The sequence below is a fragment of the Caloramator sp. E03 genome, assembly GCF_006016075.1.
Taxonomy (GTDB): domain Bacteria; phylum Bacillota; class Clostridia; order Clostridiales; family Caloramatoraceae; genus Caloramator_B.
Map to the genome: position 1 here is coordinate 581,924 of NZ_CP040093.1, position 17,511 is coordinate 599,434.

Below are 17,511 nucleotides of genomic sequence, written 5' to 3' on the forward strand. Positions count from 1 at the left end.
AAACCTAATCCTTTTTAAATGCTTAAGTTTATGGGTTTAAATAATCTTTATATTTATTTAAAATATTCAACCCCAGCTTCAAAAATCCTTTGATTCTTCTCAAAAGGAATATTTTTTAAAGTACATAAACCTATTCTTTCTGAATGTCCCATCTTCCCGAGTATCCTTCCATCTGGGCTTGTTATGCCTTCAATAGCAAAGGCAGAACCGTTAGGATTAAATTTTATATTATATGTTGGATTGCCATCAAAATCAACATATTGAGTTGTTACCTGACCATTTTCAAATAGCTTTTGTATTATTTCATCCTTTGCTACAAATCTTCCTTCGCCATGGGAAATTGGAATTGCATGAACATCTCCTACCTTTACATTATTAAACCAAGGCGATTTATTTGAAACAACCTTTGTTAATGCAATTCTTGATATATGTCTCCCTATTTCATTATAAGTTAATGTTGGACTATCATCTTCCATATCCCTTATCTCTCCAAAAGGTAAAAGGCCAAGCTTTATTAAGGCCTGAAAACCATTACATATTCCAAGCATAAGACCATCACGATTTTTTAAAAAGTCCATTACTTCTTCTTTAATCCTTGGATTTCTAAATACAGTAGCTATAAACTTACCAGAACCATCTGGTTCATCTCCGGCACTAAATCCTCCCGGTATCATTATAATCTGTGAATTTTTTATTCCTTTTATCATTTCGCAAATAGAAGTTTCTATATCCTTTGAAGTTAAATTTTTGAATATAGCTAAATTTATATTGGCTCCTGCCCTTTCAAAGGCTTTTATAGAATCATACTCACAATTAGTTCCGGGAAAAACAGGTATAAACACTCTTGGCTTTGCAAACTTTAAATCACTTTTGCTGCTAATAAAACTTTTTAAAGGAAATGATTTAATTACTTCATCTTTTTTAGTCTTAGTAGGAAATACCTTTTCAAGAGGTTTTTCCCATGCTTCTATACATTCATCAATAGATATATTAGTACTTTTAATTTTAATATAAGGTTCCTGTTGAGTTATACCAAGCATTGTATAATTTAAACCATAAAACTCTTTATCTATATCTGTATTATCATCTATCTCAACAATAATAGAACCAAGCTCTGGCATAAATAAATCTTTTTCATCTACTTGTTTTGAAAAGATAAAACCTATTTTATTTCCAAAACTCATTTTACTAATAGCTTCAGCAATTCCACCATATCTTACTGTATGAGCTGATAATATCTTCCCTTCCTTTATAAGGCATGTAACTTTTTGTAAGTTTTTCTTTAAAACATCAAAGCAAGGAAGGTCATATTCATCTCTTTCCATACTTAAAAGAACTACTCTGCTTCCCACCTTTTTAAACTCTGGAGATATTATATTCTTTGCATCAGCAATACCAACAGCAAAAGCTACAAGTGTTGGAGGAACATCAAGATGTTTAAAACTTCCAGACATACTATCCTTACCACCTATAGCAGGTATGTTAAGTACCTTTTGAGCATAAAAGGCTCCAAGCAATGCACTAAAGGGTTTCCCCCATCTTTTAGCCTCTTTCCTTAGTTTTTCAAAATATTCCTGAAGGGTAAGCTTAATATTTTTATAATCCCCTCCCATAGCAACTATTTTAGATACTGCTTCAACTATTGCATATACTCCTCCATGGAAAGGGCTCCACTTAGCAAGCTTTGGCTCATATCCATAAGCCATTAAAGTACAGGTTGTTGTATTACCATTTTCAACTGGTATCTTTGCAGCCATACCTTCAATTGGAGTTAACTGATATTTTCCTCCAAAGGGCATTAAGATTGTACCTGAACCAATTGTACTATCAAACATCTCAACAAGACCCCTTCTGCTGCATACGGAAAGATCTTGAAGGTTAGCAATCCACATCTTTGTTAAATCATCTTTATCCTCTAATATTTTATTAAAATAGCTATTTTTTTCATCAGGGGCTGTAACATAAACATCAACTCTTTGTGTTACTCCGTTTGTATCAAGAAAATCCCTTGATATATCAACTATAACGTTCCCTCTCCAGCTCATTTTAAGCCTTCTATTTGAAGTTATCTTAGCTACGACAGTAGCCTCAAGATTTTCCTCTTTAGCATAATCAATAAATTTCTGTGCATCTTCTTTTGATACAACCACTGCCATTCTCTCTTGAGACTCTGAAATCGCAAGTTCTGTTCCATCTAATCCTTCATATTTTTTAGGTATTGTATCAAGATCTATTTCAATTCCATCATAAAGTTCACCTATTGCAACCGAAACTCCTCCAGCCCCAAAGTCATTACATCTTTTTATCATTCTACTAACATTTGGGTTTCTAAAAAGCCTTTGAAGCTTCCTTTCCTCAACTGCATTTCCTTTTTGAACCTCTGCGCCACACTTTACAATTGATTCTTCATCATGCTCCTTTGAAGATCCTGTGGCGCCACCACAACCATCCCTTCCTGTTCTTCCTCCAATAAGAATTACAACATCTCCTTCGACTGGTGTTTGCCTTACGACATTCTTTTTAGGTACGGCTCCTATTACAGCTCCAATCTCCATCCTTTTGGCAACAAACCCCTCATCATAAACTTCATCAACAAAGCCTGTTGCAAGACCAATTTGGTTTCCATAGGAGCTATACCCTTTTGCAGCTTCCCTTGTTATTTTTATTTGAGGAAGTTTATTTGGCAGGGTATCCTCTATTTTTACTCTTGGATCTCCACTTCCTGTTATTCTCATAGCTTGATAGACATACGATCTTCCTGACAGAGGATCTCTTATTGCACCTCCAAGACATGTTGCAGCTCCTCCAAAGGGTTCAATTTCAGTTGGATGGTTATGGGTTTCATTTTTAAACATAACAAGATACTTTTCGATATTTCCATCTACATCAACATCAACCTCAATACTACATGCGTTTATCTCTTCTGATACATCAAGATCCTTTAAAAGCCCCCTCTTTCTCATCTCTTTCATTGCTATAGTTGCAATATCCATAAGGCATATATCCTTTTTATTATTTTCATATACATACTCTCTTGATGAAATATATTCTTGATATGCTTTTTCTATTGGCTTTGAATATTTACCTTCCTGAAAGTTTACGTTTTCAATATTTGTAAGAAAAGTCGTATGGCGACAATGATCAGACCAATAAGTATCTATAACTTTAATCTCTGTAATAGTCGGGTTTCTTCTTTCTATATTTTTAAAATAATCCCTGCAAAACTTTAAATCTTCAAAACTCATAGCAAGATCATGTAGATTTTTAAACTCTAAAAGCTCTTCATCATCAAATTCAATAAATCCATACAATATCTTAACGTTTTCAGGCTCTTTAAACTCATAGTCCATACTATTTAGCTTTTCTAATGTAGCTTCTCTTGAATCCACAGGGTTAATACAGTATTTTTTTATTCTTTCAAATTCTTCATCTGAAATATTTCCATTTAAAACTATAACCTTAGATACCAAAACAACAGGTCTTTCCTTCCCTGTTAATATCTGAATACACTGTGAAGCTGAATCAGCTCTTTGGTCATATTGTCCTGGAAGATACTCAACTGCAAAAACCCTATCTCCTTTATTAATATTTATCTCTTCATTATATGCAAAATCTACAGCTGGCTCTGATAATACATTACTCTTTGCTTTCTCAAATTCCTCATCTGAAAGTCCTAAAATATCATACCTATTAAATATTCTAATTTCTTTCACATCAATCCTAAGGTCTTCCCTTATATCCTTTAACAGCTTTTTGCTCTCAACATTAAATCCTTCTTTTTTTTCAACAAATAACCTTCTAATTTTTCTATCCATTTTCTCTACCCCTTACTATAATATTTGTCATATAACGAACATTATATTATATTTTTATAAAATCATTATGATTATTGTAAATATTATATCATAGAATATAATTTTTCAACAGATATAAACAAAAAATATAATGCTGTTGAAACTATTTTAAAAATGATTTATTATAATAATGTTTAAAATGCAAATGATTTGCATTTGTATTAAGGAGGTAGGTTTATGTGAAAAACAAGTTATATTTAATTTTAGCAATAATCGCTATTTTATTCTGTTCATCCTGCAATGTTAAAAATAGCGATAAGAAAGAAATTTCAAATAAGCTTAACGTATATACAAGTTTTTATGCTATGTATGATTTTACAAGTAAAATAGGTGGAGATAAAATAAATATTAAAAATCTTGTTCCATCAGGTATTGAACCACACGACTATGAACCATCCCCAAGTGATATTGCAAGTTTAGAAAAGGCTGATATTTTAATATACAATGGTGCTGGAATGGAAGGATGGATAGATAAAGTATTAGATTCATTAAATAATAAAAATCTTGTAATTGTTGAAACTTCAAAAGGATTAAAGCTTATAGAAAATACTGACATTGATGAGGATTTAAAATACGATCCTCACGTATGGCTCAATCCTCAAAATGCAAAAAAACAAATGGAAATAATTAAAGATGCTCTCGTATCAAAGGATCCTCAAAACAAAGAATATTATGAAAAAAACTATGCAGAAAATGCAAAAAAAATAGATAAGCTTGATAAGGAATATAAAGATGCGGTATCAAAATTTAAAACAAAAGATATAGTTGTTTCCCACTGTGCCTTTGGTTATCTTTGTGATGCATATAATCTCAACCAAATTGCAATTGAGGGACTTTTAGCTGATTCAGAGCCAACACCATCAAAGATGGCACAGATAGTTAAGTTTGCTAAAGAAAATAATGTAAAGTACATATTTTTTGAAGAACTTATAAGTCCAAAGGTCGCTCAAACAATAGCAAGGGAAGTTAATGCAAAAACAGCAGTCTTAAATCCTTTTGAAGGTCTTAAAGATGAGGACATTAAAGCAGGAAAGGACTACTTTTCTGTGATGAGAGAAAACCTAAAAGTTTTAAAGGAAGCTCTACAATAGAAGGTGATATTTTGGAAAATGTAATTGAAGTAAATAATTTAAGTTTTGGATATTCAAATAATCTTATACTTAAAAATATAAGTTTTACTGTAAAAAAAGGAGACTTTGTTGGAATATTAGGTCCTAATGGATGTGGCAAAAGTACATTGTTAAAACTTATGTTGAAAATTTTAAATCCTTTAAACGGAGATATTAAATTGTTAGGAAAAAATATAAAGGATTTTAAAGACTGGAGCAGCATCGGTTACGTTTCACAGAAGGCAAATTCCTTTAACACAAGCTTTCCTGCCACTGTTGAAGAAATAGTATGTGCAAATCTATATTCAAAAATAGGCATTTTCAAGTTTCCAAATAAATACCATAGGCAATTGGTATATAAAACTCTCGAAACAGTAGGTCTTGAAGGATGTGCTACAAAACTTATAGGAAACTTATCTGGAGGACAACAGCAAAGGGTATTTATAGCAAGAGCTCTTGTTAATAACCCTAAAATACTTTTTCTTGATGAACCTACTGTTGGAATTGATACAGAATACGAAAGTGCTATATACTGCCTTTTAGGAAAATTAAACAAAGAACAAGGAATAACTATAGTTATGGTTACTCACGACATTGAAAATATTGCCCTCCACGCTAACAAACTTTTATACATAAGTGATAAAGGAAATGTAACAAAGGCCAAAGATGAATCTATGATAAAAGATATTCTAAAAAAAGTTTATGGCTATGATTTAAATTTTGAAGCTCACTACTGTAAAAACTTATTTAAGAAAGAAGGTATCAAATGTTAGACATATTTCAATATGACTTTATGCAAAAAGCTTTTATGATTGGTATTCTAATTGCTGTTATAACTCCCTGCATAGGAGTTGTTGTAGTCTTAAAAAGACTTTCTATGATTGGTGATTCCTTATCCCACAACTCCTTAGCAGGGGTTGCAGCAGGGCTTGTAATTGGAATAAACCCTATAATAGGTGCTGTAATTTTTTCAATAATCGCCGCCTTTAGCATAGAATTAATTAGAAAATCCTTTTCAAAATATGCTGAAATAGCAATAGCAGTTATAATGTCAACAGGGATTGGACTTGCAGGCATTTTATCTGGCTTTGTAAAAAATTCTTCAAACTTCAACAGCTTTTTATTTGGAAGTATTGTTGCAATAAGCGATTTAGAGCTTTTTGTAGTAATAACATTAAGCCTGTTTGTAATAATTATTGTTTCTATTCTTTATAAAGAACTATTTTTTATAACCTTTGATGAAGAAGCCGCAAGGATTTCAGGGATTCCAGTTAAAACTATAAATTTTATTTTTACATTATTAACAGCAATAGCAATATCTGTATCTGCCCGTACCGTAGGCACCCTTGTTGTATCATCCCTTATGGTTCTTCCAGTAGCTTGTGCAATACAGATTGCTAAAAGTTACAAGCAAACATTTATATACTCTATTTTATTTGGCGAACTCTCTATGGTATTAGGACTTTTCATTTCCTATTACGTTAATTTAAAGCCCGGTGGTACAATAGTAATAATAGGTGTTATAATCCTTTTAATAATTTTAACAATAAATAAGATAGCTAAACTTTTATTAAAGAAAAAGTATAAGTCTCTTCAAAGGGGATGATTTTGTGGAAAACAAAAATAGATATAATGAGATATTAACTAAGGAAGGATTTAAAAAAACAAAGCATAGAACTGATATACTTGAGATATTATATAACTCAGACAAACCTTTATCTGCAGAAGAAATCTATCTGTATTTAAAACAAAATGACTCATCAATAAGCCTTTCAACTATCTATAGAAATATGGATAGGCTTATTGAAAGAAATCTTGTTATAAAAAATACACTTTTTAACGATAATAAAGCACGATTTGAAATCAGTAGAAAAAATCATAAGCATCATATAATATGCTTAAAATGTAATAAGATGATTGAAATAGATGAGTGTCCTTTTAAAGAACTTGAAAATAAAATCAAAAATGAAACTGGATTTGAAATAGAAACACACAAGTTTGAAATATATGGATACTGCGAAAACTGTAAGGATAATAAAAAATAGTTATTTAGTTTTTTTATGTTTAATTTATGTATTCTTGGGAACAATATTAACAGCGATTTAATACCAAAGTTCTAATCCTCGGATTGGGGTTATAAAAGTCTTTGAGTTATTAAATCCCTAATCCAATACCACAGGAGGTCTAAAAAATGCCCGATAAAACAATTATCTGCAAAGATTGTCACAAGGAGTTCACTTTTACAGAAGGAGAGCAGGCATTCTATAGAGAAAAAGGATTTCAAAACGATCCTTTAAGGTGTCCAGAATGCAGGCGAGCAAGAAAGCATGAAAGACATTCAGGCTCAAAAGACTTTAGAAAGTAACTAAACATTAAGGAGAGCAAAAGCTCTCCTTTTATCATAGGTGTAATATAAGCCATTGTGAACTACCCAACTTTATGAAGTGGTAACTTCCTGGTCAATACTCCATCTGAGTAAGTTTCCCAACACTCAAAGGGCTATTTCATCCCAGGTAATACCACTATGTGGCTAATTTTAGCTTGATTTTCGATATATAATTATTTTATATTTTATGTTTTATTCGTTAACCAACATTCATCACCAACTTTACGAAGTAGGCAATTTCTGTTTCTAATTAGGTTAAAATATTCTGCAGAATCTCATCTTTTTTAACCAATTATCATCCTAAATAATTCCCTAATTTTGTACTTTAATTCTTTTATATATTAATTATTTCAGAATTTTCTATAGCATCATTTATAAGTTCCTCTTTATTTAAAGCCTTTTCAGATGCTTCAATGTCATTTAATCTTGGCTTAGTCTTTGGATGTTTAGGAACAAATATTGTACAGCAATCCTCATAAGGAAGTATTGAAATATCGTATGTACCTATCTGCCTTGAAATATCCATGATATCAACCTTATCCATTCCTACAAGAGGTCTAAATATAGGCATTCCTATACCATTTGTTGTTACAAACATACTCTCTAACGTCTGGCTTGCAACCTGCCCTAAACTTTCACCAGTTACTATACAAAGTCCACCTTCTTTTATTGCAATCTCCTCTGCTATCTTTGCCATAAACCTTCTCATTATTATCGTTAGCTCATCTTCCCTGCACTTTTCTATTATTTCCATTTGTATCTTTGTAAAAGGAACAACATAAAGTTTTATCCTTCCTGTGTATTCGGAAAGCTTTTTAGCAAGATCTATAACCTTTTCCTTTGCTCTCTCACTTGTATATGGATGGCTGTGATAATATACACAGATTATCTCAAGACCCCTCTTTGCCATCATATATCCTGCAACTGGGCTATCTATTCCACCTGATAAAAGTAGCACTCCTTTTCCGGCACTTTTATATGGCATTCCCATAACTCCTTTATGTTCCTTTGAATATACATAAGCATTTTCCCTAATCTCAACGTTAACTACAATCTCAGGATTATGTACATCTACCTTTATTCCTGAAATATTTTTAAGTATATAGCCTCCAACTTGCTTTGAAATTTCCAATGAATTTAAATGAAAACTTTTATCTGCCCTTTTGCTCTCTACTTTGAAAGTTTTAACATTTAACTCTTTTAATTGCAATACTGCTGCATCCCCTATACTTTTAATATCCTTTTCAATAACATCAGCAACTGCAACTGATTGAACCCCAAAAATCTTTGTTATTTTATTAAGCATCTCATCATTATAATCATCAATGAATAATCTTCCAAGATCCTTAGTAATTTTGTAGTTTTTCCCTATTCTTTCCTTAATATTTTTAACAAGCAAATCTTCAAAGGTCTTTCTATTTAAACCTTTTAATGAAATTTCACTCGCGTATTTTACTAAAAGCTTTTTCATTTTTTTATCCTCCTTAAAAACTTCAATATATTTTTTAATGCTTCAATTGTTTTATCAACTTCATCAATAGTGTTAAGGTACGAAAAACTAAACCTTATAGCTCCAGAAATATAGCAATCATTAAGCCCTATTGCAGGAAGTACATAGTTTTTATGAGATGACTTTTTCGCTGAACATGCTGAGCCTGTTGAAACATAAATTTCATAATCTTCAAGTGCATGAAGTAAAACTTCACCTTTTATATCCTTAAAAGAAACGTTAAGTATATTTCCTATATGCACATCATCTATTGGACTATTTATTCTCACATCTTCAATTTCAGATAACCTATTCATAAAATGCTTTTTAATATTGTTTACATGCTCTATTTTTTGTTCAATATTATCACTTATTATATTTGCAGCAACTCCAAAAGCAGATATCATTGGAAGGTTTTCTGTACCTGATCTTATATCCCTCTCCTGACCTCCACCAGATATTAAAGGCCTTATATTTACACCTTTTTTAATGTAAAGGGCACCTACTCCTTTAGGTCCATGAATCTTATGGGCACTTATAGACATTAAATCCACATCTAACTTTTTAACATCTATTTTTATTTTTCCTGCAGATTGAACAGCATCCACATGAACTCTCGTTTTTTTATTTTTATTTCTAACTATTTTTATTATCTCCTCAATAGGCTGAATTGAACCTATTTCATTATTAACATGCATAATAGTTACAAGCTTTGTGTTATCTTTAATAGAATTTTTAAGTTGGTCTATGTTTAAAACTCCCCTGCTATCTACATCTAAATATGTAACTTCTACCCCTTCCACTTCAAGTTCCTTTAATGCTCTAAGAACACTTGGATGTTCAATTTTTGAAGTTATAACATGATCCCCGTTTTTAATAATTCCTTTAATTGCTGTATTGTTAGCCTCACTCCCTCCAGAGGTAAAAACTATTTCGTTTGCCTGTGCATTTATAAGCATCGCTACATTTTCTCTTGCTATCTTCATCTTTTTTTCAGCCTCAATACCAAGCCTGTGGGCAGATGAGGGATTTCCAAAATACTTTTCCATACAAAGTACAACCTCATCAATAACTTCTCTATGTGGTTTTGTTGTTGCGCTATTATCAAAATATATCATTTCGAGCTCCTCCTCTATAATAAATGATAAGGTTATTTCAAATATAATCTACAATAGCAATATATTTCTATTTTTCCTCTTTGTCAATGATTTAATTATTTACTATACTTTTGTAACATATACCTTATTTGCTCATAATATATATAAAGACAAATACTTTGAGGTGAACATAATGTATCATAAGCACCAGTTCTCAGGAACATCCTCCTACTGTGAAGATCATGAGCACAGCTACTGTAGTGAAAGTACAATCGGTCTTAATAAAACTCCTCACAGCCATTATCTAAAAGGTGTTACATCCTTTTCTAACGGTCACTGTCATACCTTTTGTATAACATCAGAAAAAGATATCCAAATACCTGGTGGATGGCACGTTCATCTTTATCATGGAATTACAGATCCCTTTGAAGGCCATACCCATAATATAACAGGATACACATTTTCAGAATAATGATATATTAAAATATTAACGCCACAATTAATCCAACTGTGGCGCTAATATTTTTTACTACATTTCTTTTATTATACCACATCCGAGCCTTCTTCCTGATGCACCAGTAGGCTGTGTCCTATAATCATCAGGGCTTTCATGTATTATTATCGTCTTTCCAATTATATCTGCAACTTTAAATTTATTAGTAAAGAAGCTCATATTTGCAATACCATCGTTTGAAAATAAAACAGGAAAATCTCCTGCATGATTTCCATGTGGCTGATTCCAAGGGTTATAGTGTCCACCTGCTAAAGCAAAAGGGTTATTTACATCTCCAACATCACAATTTCCTAATTCATGAATATGAAACCCATGAGGACCTACCTGTGGCATATTATCTTTAGCTGGCCTAAATTCCGGCAAACCTGAAATATCAACATAAACCATTGTACCTCCTAAAACTTCCCTAAAGTAAACATATCCATCAAGATTGGGTGCAAGAGGTCCACCTTTAATATGGGCATAAGCTTTTTTAGCATAGTACTGATCTGTATACCCGATACTTCTAAAATAGCAACTGCAACAATTCATCGAATCAAATATGCTTTTATTTTCAAAATTAGGAACATAAGATAACACTATTATACCTCCATTAAATAATTATACACATCAGTTTATTATATGCTTTAAAGCCATGAAGGTGAATATTTAATTATTTTTTCTATTGTGCTGCATTATAACCTGCAACATAACCAGATGACCAAGCCCATTGAAGATTAAATCCTCCACAATCCCCATCTATGTCAAGTATCTCCCCTGCAAAATAAAGATTTGGTACAATCTTTGATTCCAAAGTTTTAGGATTTATATCTGAAACATCAATACCTCCTGCAGTAACCTGTGCTTCTGTCCATGATTGTGTTCCTATTATCTCCAATTTCAAAGATTTCATTATTTTTACAATAGAACTTATATAATTCTCATTTAAATCCCCACATCTTATATGTATATCTTTAATATCAGCCAACTTTAATATTACAGGTATCATCTTTTTATTTATAAGACCAACAAAACTAAAATCAATAGGTTTATAAGGAGATGATTTTATTCTTTTTATTATGATTTCTTCTAACCTATCACTTTCAAAGTCTGGAAACATATCCACTACAATAAAAGGCTTTTTTGATTTATTAATATTTTCTACAGCAGTCCTACTTAGCTGAAGAATAGGGGGGCCTGAAATACCATAGTCAGTATAGAGAATTTCTCCTTTTTCCTTTTTAAGCACTTTATTATCTACCTCAATAGAAGCTTCTCCTTCAAACTTTACTCCTTTAATTGCTTTTAAAAACGGAGCATTAAGCCTTAATTGAACAAGAGCTGGAGATGGCTCTATTATTTTATGCCCTAACGCAGCTGCAATATCATATCCACTTCCATTTGAGCCAAGGTTAGGACTTGCCTTCCCTCCTGTTGCAACTATTACGGAATTAGCATTAAAGTTTCTGCCATCTTTTGTTATAATGACAAAGCCTCCTTTAACAGGCTTAATCTGTTTAACTTCTGTATCACAAACTTCTTTCACATTAAGTCTTTCTATTTCATATCTTAAAACATCAAGTACACTTGAAGCCTGAAAGCTATAAGGATATACTTTCCCATCATCCTGAATACTGCACATAATCCCAATTTCTTCAAAAAAATCCATGGTTTTATTTACATCAAATTGAGAATAAGCTCCATAAAAAAACTTAGGATTTTTACCATGATATCTACTTATGTCTATATACATATTTGTGAGGTTACATCTACCATTTCCAGTTGCAAGTATTTTTTTCCCAACTCTGTTCATTCTCTCTAATATAAAAACTTCAGCCCCTTCTCTCGCTGCCGTAATTGACGCAACAAGACCAGCTGCTCCTCCTCCAATTACTGCTACTGTTTTTCCACCCATATAAATCTTCCCTTCAAGATAATTTAAAAATATTATATCATTTTTATAAAAATATTAAACCTCCGGATAACCGGAGGTTCATATCAATCCTTATAAATTGGAAAACTTTCACAAATTTTCTTTACCCTGTCCCTTGCAGGTTTTAAATCCTTATCTCTATTTTCAATTACCCAATTTATAATATCTGCAATTGCAATCATCTCTTCTTTTCCAAATCCTCTTGTAGTAACAGCAGGAGTTCCAATCCTTATTCCACTTGTTACAAAAGGGCTTTCAGGATCAAATGGAATCGTATTCTTGTTTACAGTAATTCCTACTTCATCAAGAATATGCTCTGCATCTTTACCTGTTATATTTTTATTTCTCAAATCAATTAACATAAGATGATTATCAGTTCCACCAGATACAAGTTTAAAATCTCTATCCATTAATGCTTTGGCAAGAGTTTTAGCATTTTCTAATACTTTCTTTTGATATTCCTTAAATTCATCTGCCATAGCTTCCTTAAAGCAAACAGCTTTTGCAGCTATAACGTGTTCCAGTGGCCCTCCTTGTATTCCTGGAAATATGCTTTTGTCTATAGCCTTTGCATACTTTTCTTTACAAAGTATAGCTCCACCTCTTGGTCCTCTCAGTGTCTTGTGAGTAGTTGTTGTTACAAAATCTGCATACTCTACAGGATTTGGATGCAGTCCTGCTGCAACAAGACCTGCAATATGAGCCATATCAACCATCATATAGCATGAAACTTCATCGCATATTTCCCTAATTCTTTTAAAATCAATAATTCTTGGGTATGCACTTGCGCCTGATACTATCATCTTCGGCTTTTCCTTTAAAGCCATCTTTCTCAATTCATCGTAATCTATGTATCCCTCTTCATTAACTCCATAGGAAATGAAGTTATAAAGCTTACCAGAGAAATTAACTGGACTTCCATGGGTTAAATGTCCTCCATGGGAAAGATTCATTCCAAGTACTTTATCACCTGGTTCAAGAACAGTAAAATAAACTCCCATATTTGCCTGTGAGCCCGAATGAGGCTGAACGTTGGCATGTTCTGCATTAAATAATTTTTTTAATCTTTCTCTTGCAAGGTCTTCAACGACATCGACATATTCACAGCCACCATAATACCTTTTTTTGGGATAACCTTCAGCATATTTATTTGTTAGCTGTGAACCCTGTGCTTCCATAACTGCCTTACTTGTAAAGTTTTCGGAAGCAATTAGCTCAATTTTATTCTGTTGCCTACTCATTTCATTTAGGATAGCTTCATAGATTTCGCTATCTATTTTTCTTATGTTTTCCAACCCCATAATGTCACTTCCTTTTTTCTTATTTTTGTATATTATACAAATTAAATTATAAATATTAAAAGAAAGATTTACAAGATTATTATAATAGAGGCTGCATACAGCAGCCTGTTAATCTAATATTGTAACATCATTTTATTTACTTCATAAACTTTATCATCATTTCAATAAGATCATCAATTTTATTCTCTTCAAAATTGCTTTCAACTGCTTTTCTTATACAGTTTTTTGAGTAGTTCTCAAGTATAATTCCCCCAACTTTATTCATCGCAGCTCTTACTGCTGCAATCTGTATTAAAATGTCACTACAGCATTCATCCTTTTCTATCATCCTTTGTATTCCTTTTACCTGTCCTTCTATTCTTTTTAATCTTTTTATTATATCGTTTTTAGAATATTCCATTTTAACACCTCTAATATTATTTTATCAAATCTTTTACAACTTCACCAGCAATAATAAGCCCTGCAACCGAAGGTACAAAGGATATACTCCCTATTATTTTTCTTTTTTTGATTACGGTATCTTCTTTTTCATCAGAGGATATCATTATATCTTTTGGTTTTATAGGGGGTTCCTTTGAATATACTACCTTTAACCTTTCAACTCTTCTTTTTTTAAGTTCCTGTCTAAGTACCTTTGCAAGAGGGCACACACTTGTTTTATAAATATCTGACACTTCAAATTTTGTAGGATCTAGCTTATTTCCAGCTCCTAAGCTACTTATTATTGGGATATTCATATTAGTGCACTTTACAATCAAATCAATTTTAGATGATACAGTATCTATAGCATCAACAACATAATCATAGTCTAAACTCAAAAGCTCTTTTGAAGTATCTTCATTATAAAAATTCTTATATGTAACAACCTCAGCATCAGGATTTATATCTAATATTCTACTTGCCATCACTTCAACCTTAGGCATTCCTATTGTTTTTGTAGTCGCATGGATTTGCCTATTAATGTTTGTTGGGCATATATTATCTGCATCAATAAGCACTAACTTTCCAACATTACATCTTGCAAGAGCCTCAACTACAAATGAACCTACTCCTCCAATACCAAATACTGCAACTGTGCAATTTTTAAGTTTATCCATTGCTTCCTTGCCAATTAATATTTCAGTTCTTAAAAATGGATTAACCATAAAATTCCTCCAAAAATCTATTTAAAAATACCCGCCGTATCGTTAGATGGATTGAATGAACCTGCTCCCAGCAGGTGGGTGTCCTCCCTGATGCTTCTTGTTACCTTAAATTAAGGCCTACATTCCACATCAGGAGACCGGGCTCCCTTTGTATTAGTGTTGGCTCATACAAAGTCCATCCTATCGAATACAGCAGGCACTATTTATATTTAATATAGCACCATACATCATTTTTATCAATATATATATTTTATTTTATAATTTTTATATATCATTAATCCTTAATTTTTTAATTATTACTTGTGTTTACATAAAAAATTTATAATGAATTTTTAAGATATTGCAATTATAATAATTATATAAGCAATATATTTATACGGAGGATTTTATATGAAAAAAGCTAAAATTTTATCTACATCTATTATTTTATGTTTACTACTTACTATTATTCCTTCTTGTAAAACAAAAAATGTACAATCTAATTTGCCACAGTCCTCGTTAAGCCAACAAAGTCAAAACTCCACAACTAATACAAATAATAATTCCAATAATACAAATTCAAAAGAAGAAGATAATTCATTAGAAAATCAGGAAAATATAGTTTATATAAGTGCAAATAGCTTAATCGTAAGAGCTGAGGCTAATTATAATGCAAAGGTAATAGACAAGCTTTTAAAAGGAACAGAAGTTAGAATACTTGAAAATAAAGCAGATGATAAAAAAAATGTTTGGTATAAAATTAGCTATTCAAACAATAGTAAAGAATCAAGTGGCTGGATTTTGTCAAACTATACAGTTAAAAATAGGACTGATCTTTTAAGCAAAGATTTAAAATCACTTGATTTTAGTCCTCAAAATAAAGTATCAGAGTATGATAACAACCCAAGAGTAAAAGTTAAAGGAATTTACGTCACTATTTATTCTGCAAGTAATTCAAGAATAGATGAGCTTATTGAAATGACAAAGAGAACTAAGATAAATGCTTTTATAATTGACGTAAAAGACGATAAAGGAACTATGCTCTTTCCAACAAAAGCTGCTGAGAAATATGCCCCTGAAGCCAATAAAAAAGCACCAATTAAAGACATTGCAGCTTTTATGAAAAAGCTTAAAGATAACAATATTTACGCTATTGCAAGAATAGTATCTTTTAAGGATCCAACATATATAAAAGCTCATCCTGACAGAGCAATTATATATAAAGGTACAAATAAGGTATTTACAAACAAAGATAACCTTGCTTGGGCAACTGCTTATGATAAAGATCTTTGGGACTACAATATATCAGTTGCAAAGGAGGCAGCAGAGGTTGGATTTAATGAAATTCAATTTGACTATGTACGTTTTCCTGCCTCAAATGGTGGAAAACTTGATAAAATATTAGATTATAGGAACACTGATAACATACCAAAGCCTTTAGCAATTCAAAATTATTTAAAACTTGCATACAAGGAACTATCCCCTCTTAAGGTTTATATAGGTGCAGATATATATGGTCTGGTAGGCTCTGTTCCTGATGATATGGCATTAGGCCAATATTTTGAGGCAATAAGTAACGTTGTTGATTATGTGTGTCCTATGATGTATCCAAGCCACTATGCAAATGGAACATACAAACTTCAAATTCCTGATGCAAAACCCTTTGAAACTATATTTAATTCAGCAAAGGACTCAGTTGCAAGAAACAAAAATATTAAAACCCCTGCAATCATAAGGCCATGGATTCAAGATTTCACAGCAACATGGGTTAAAGGTCACATACATTATGGTGTAAATGAAGTATCAAATGAAATCAAAGCTTTAGAATTAAATGGTATCGATGAATTCATGCTTTGGAATGCAGGAAATAAATACACAGAAGAAGCTGTAAAATAATTTAAAGCACCTTGATATTTTAAATCAAGGTGCTTTTATTTTTTATATTTAAACATAATAAAGCTTACCTGAAATTTAAAAATAATTATAGTACCTTCTCAAGAAAAGCCTTAGTTCTATCCTCTTTAGGATTTGAAAATATAACATCTGGAGTCCCTTCTTCTACAATTTTTCCTCCATCCATAAATATTACTCTATCAGCAACTTCCCTTGCAAATGCCATTTCATGAGTTACAACTATCATAGTCATACCTTCATTAGCAAGATCTTTCATGACATTTAAAACTTCACCAACAAGCTCTGGATCAAGGGCTGAAGTAGGCTCATCAAAAAGCATTATATCGGGATTCATTGCAAGAGCTCTAGCAATAGCAACCCTTTGTTTTTGTCCACCTGAAAGTTTTGATGGATAATAATCTATTTTATCAGAGAGCCCAACCTTTCCTAATAGCATTTTTGCCCTTTCAATCACAACGTTTTTATCTTCCTTTTTCACTGTTATTGGAGCTACTATTACATTTTCTAAAGCAGTCATGTGGGGAAACAGGTTAAAATTTTGAAATACCATTCCCATCTTCATTGTTATTTTTCTAATGCTCTTTTTATCATTATAGTTCAGCTTTTCTCCTTCTATTATTATAGTTCCAGAGTCTACCTCTTCAAGATGATTGAGACATCTTAGAAACGTACTTTTACCTGAACCTGAAGGACCAATTATTACAAGTACTTCACCTTTTTTTACGTTTATATTAATGTTTTCAAATACAACAAGGTCATCAAATCTTTTTGTTACATTTTTAGCCTCTATCATGTACATTGTTCCATCTCC

16 protein-coding genes and 1 other RNA gene are annotated in these 17,511 nt (G+C 31.8%); 7 read left to right on the forward strand and 10 right to left on the reverse strand.

Translation table 11 applies throughout. The annotated features are described in order from the left end of the window. Positions 1-53: 53 nt before the first annotated feature. Entirely contained in the window at positions 54-3,815 is a 3,762-nt protein-coding gene (locus FDN13_RS03055; RefSeq protein WP_138978848.1) for a phosphoribosylformylglycinamidine synthase, read from the reverse strand. Positions 3,816-4,033: 218 nt separating this feature from the next. Between FDN13_RS03055 and FDN13_RS03060 the strand changes: the two genes are divergently transcribed. The 5 genes from FDN13_RS03060 (at position 4,034) to FDN13_RS03080 (ending at position 7,328) form a co-directional block, all read left to right on the forward strand. Then, positions 4,034-4,945, forward strand: coding sequence for a metal ABC transporter substrate-binding protein (locus FDN13_RS03060; RefSeq protein WP_138978849.1), 912 nt, complete (start codon positions 4,034-4,036; stop codon positions 4,943-4,945). Between the two features lie 11 nt (positions 4,946-4,956). Then, the gene (locus tag FDN13_RS03065; protein ID WP_138978850.1) at positions 4,957-5,736 is read left to right on the forward strand and encodes a metal ABC transporter ATP-binding protein; all 780 of its coding nucleotides are present in this window, start codon (positions 4,957-4,959) and stop codon (positions 5,734-5,736) included. Then, positions 5,730-6,569 (forward strand): metal ABC transporter permease, encoded by an 840-nt coding sequence (locus FDN13_RS03070; protein ID WP_138978851.1) that lies wholly within the window; start codon positions 5,730-5,732, stop codon positions 6,567-6,569. The genes FDN13_RS03065 and FDN13_RS03070 overlap by 7 nt, the downstream gene beginning before the upstream one ends. Before the next feature lie 4 nt (positions 6,570-6,573). Then, positions 6,574-7,008 carry a Fur family transcriptional regulator gene (locus FDN13_RS03075; protein WP_168190054.1) on the forward strand — a complete coding sequence of 145 codons (435 nt, stop codon included), beginning with the start codon at positions 6,574-6,576 and terminating at the stop codon, positions 7,006-7,008. A 146-nt stretch (positions 7,009-7,154) separates the two neighbouring features. Next, the gene (locus FDN13_RS03080; RefSeq protein WP_138978853.1) at positions 7,155-7,328 is read left to right on the forward strand and encodes a zinc-ribbon domain-containing protein; all 174 of its coding nucleotides are present in this window, start codon (positions 7,155-7,157) and stop codon (positions 7,326-7,328) included. Between the two features lie 355 nt (positions 7,329-7,683). Here FDN13_RS03080 and thiI read toward each other — a convergent pair whose 3' ends face one another. Further along, positions 7,684-8,820 carry a tRNA uracil 4-sulfurtransferase ThiI gene (thiI, locus tag FDN13_RS03085; protein ID WP_138978854.1) on the reverse strand — a complete coding sequence of 379 codons (1,137 nt, stop codon included), beginning with the start codon at positions 8,818-8,820 and terminating at the stop codon, positions 7,684-7,686. Next, the gene (locus FDN13_RS03090) at positions 8,817-9,956 is read right to left on the reverse strand and encodes a cysteine desulfurase family protein (RefSeq protein WP_138978855.1); all 1,140 of its coding nucleotides are present in this window, start codon (positions 9,954-9,956) and stop codon (positions 8,817-8,819) included. The genes thiI and FDN13_RS03090 overlap by 4 nt, the downstream gene beginning before the upstream one ends. 172 nt (positions 9,957-10,128) lie before the next feature. Between FDN13_RS03090 and FDN13_RS03095 the strand changes: the two genes are divergently transcribed. Next, positions 10,129-10,407: a YmaF family protein gene (locus tag FDN13_RS03095; protein ID WP_138978856.1), complete on the forward strand. Its 279-nt coding sequence runs from the start codon at positions 10,129-10,131 to the stop codon at positions 10,405-10,407. A gap of 57 nt (positions 10,408-10,464) precedes the next feature. On the opposite strand, the gene FDN13_RS03100 is transcribed toward FDN13_RS03095, so the two are convergent. The 6 genes from FDN13_RS03100 to ssrS form a co-directional block, all read right to left on the reverse strand. Next, on the reverse strand, positions 10,465-10,980 hold the full coding sequence (locus FDN13_RS03100; protein ID WP_138981007.1) for a superoxide dismutase family protein: 516 nt from the start codon (positions 10,978-10,980) through the stop codon (positions 10,465-10,467). 130 nt (positions 10,981-11,110) lie between these two features. Next, a complete protein-coding gene (locus FDN13_RS03105; RefSeq protein WP_138978857.1) occupies positions 11,111-12,343 on the reverse strand; it encodes an NAD(P)/FAD-dependent oxidoreductase in 1,233 nt (410 codons plus the stop codon). 83 nt (positions 12,344-12,426) lie between these two features. Continuing rightward, positions 12,427-13,662 carry a serine hydroxymethyltransferase gene (gene glyA / locus FDN13_RS03110; protein ID WP_168190055.1) on the reverse strand — a complete coding sequence of 412 codons (1,236 nt, stop codon included), beginning with the start codon at positions 13,660-13,662 and terminating at the stop codon, positions 12,427-12,429. A 136-nt stretch (positions 13,663-13,798) separates the two neighbouring features. After that, entirely contained in the window at positions 13,799-14,062 is a 264-nt protein-coding gene (locus FDN13_RS03115) for a metal-sensitive transcriptional regulator (protein WP_138978858.1), read from the reverse strand. A 16-nt stretch (positions 14,063-14,078) separates the two neighbouring features. Next, the gene (locus FDN13_RS03120) at positions 14,079-14,807 is read right to left on the reverse strand and encodes a tRNA threonylcarbamoyladenosine dehydratase (RefSeq protein WP_138978859.1); all 729 of its coding nucleotides are present in this window, start codon (positions 14,805-14,807) and stop codon (positions 14,079-14,081) included. 24 nt (positions 14,808-14,831) lie between these two features. Next, positions 14,832-15,009, reverse strand: a non-coding RNA gene (ssrS, locus tag FDN13_RS03125) — 6S RNA. Positions 15,010-15,197: 188 nt separating this feature from the next. Between ssrS and FDN13_RS03130 the strand changes: the two genes are divergently transcribed. Further along, positions 15,198-16,682 (forward strand): putative glycoside hydrolase, encoded by a 1,485-nt coding sequence (locus FDN13_RS03130; protein WP_138978860.1) that lies wholly within the window; start codon positions 15,198-15,200, stop codon positions 16,680-16,682. 85 nt (positions 16,683-16,767) lie between these two features. Here FDN13_RS03130 and FDN13_RS03135 read toward each other — a convergent pair whose 3' ends face one another. After that, positions 16,768-17,499: an amino acid ABC transporter ATP-binding protein gene (locus tag FDN13_RS03135; protein ID WP_138978861.1), complete on the reverse strand. Its 732-nt coding sequence runs from the start codon at positions 17,497-17,499 to the stop codon at positions 16,768-16,770. Positions 17,500-17,511: the final 12 nt, after the last annotated feature.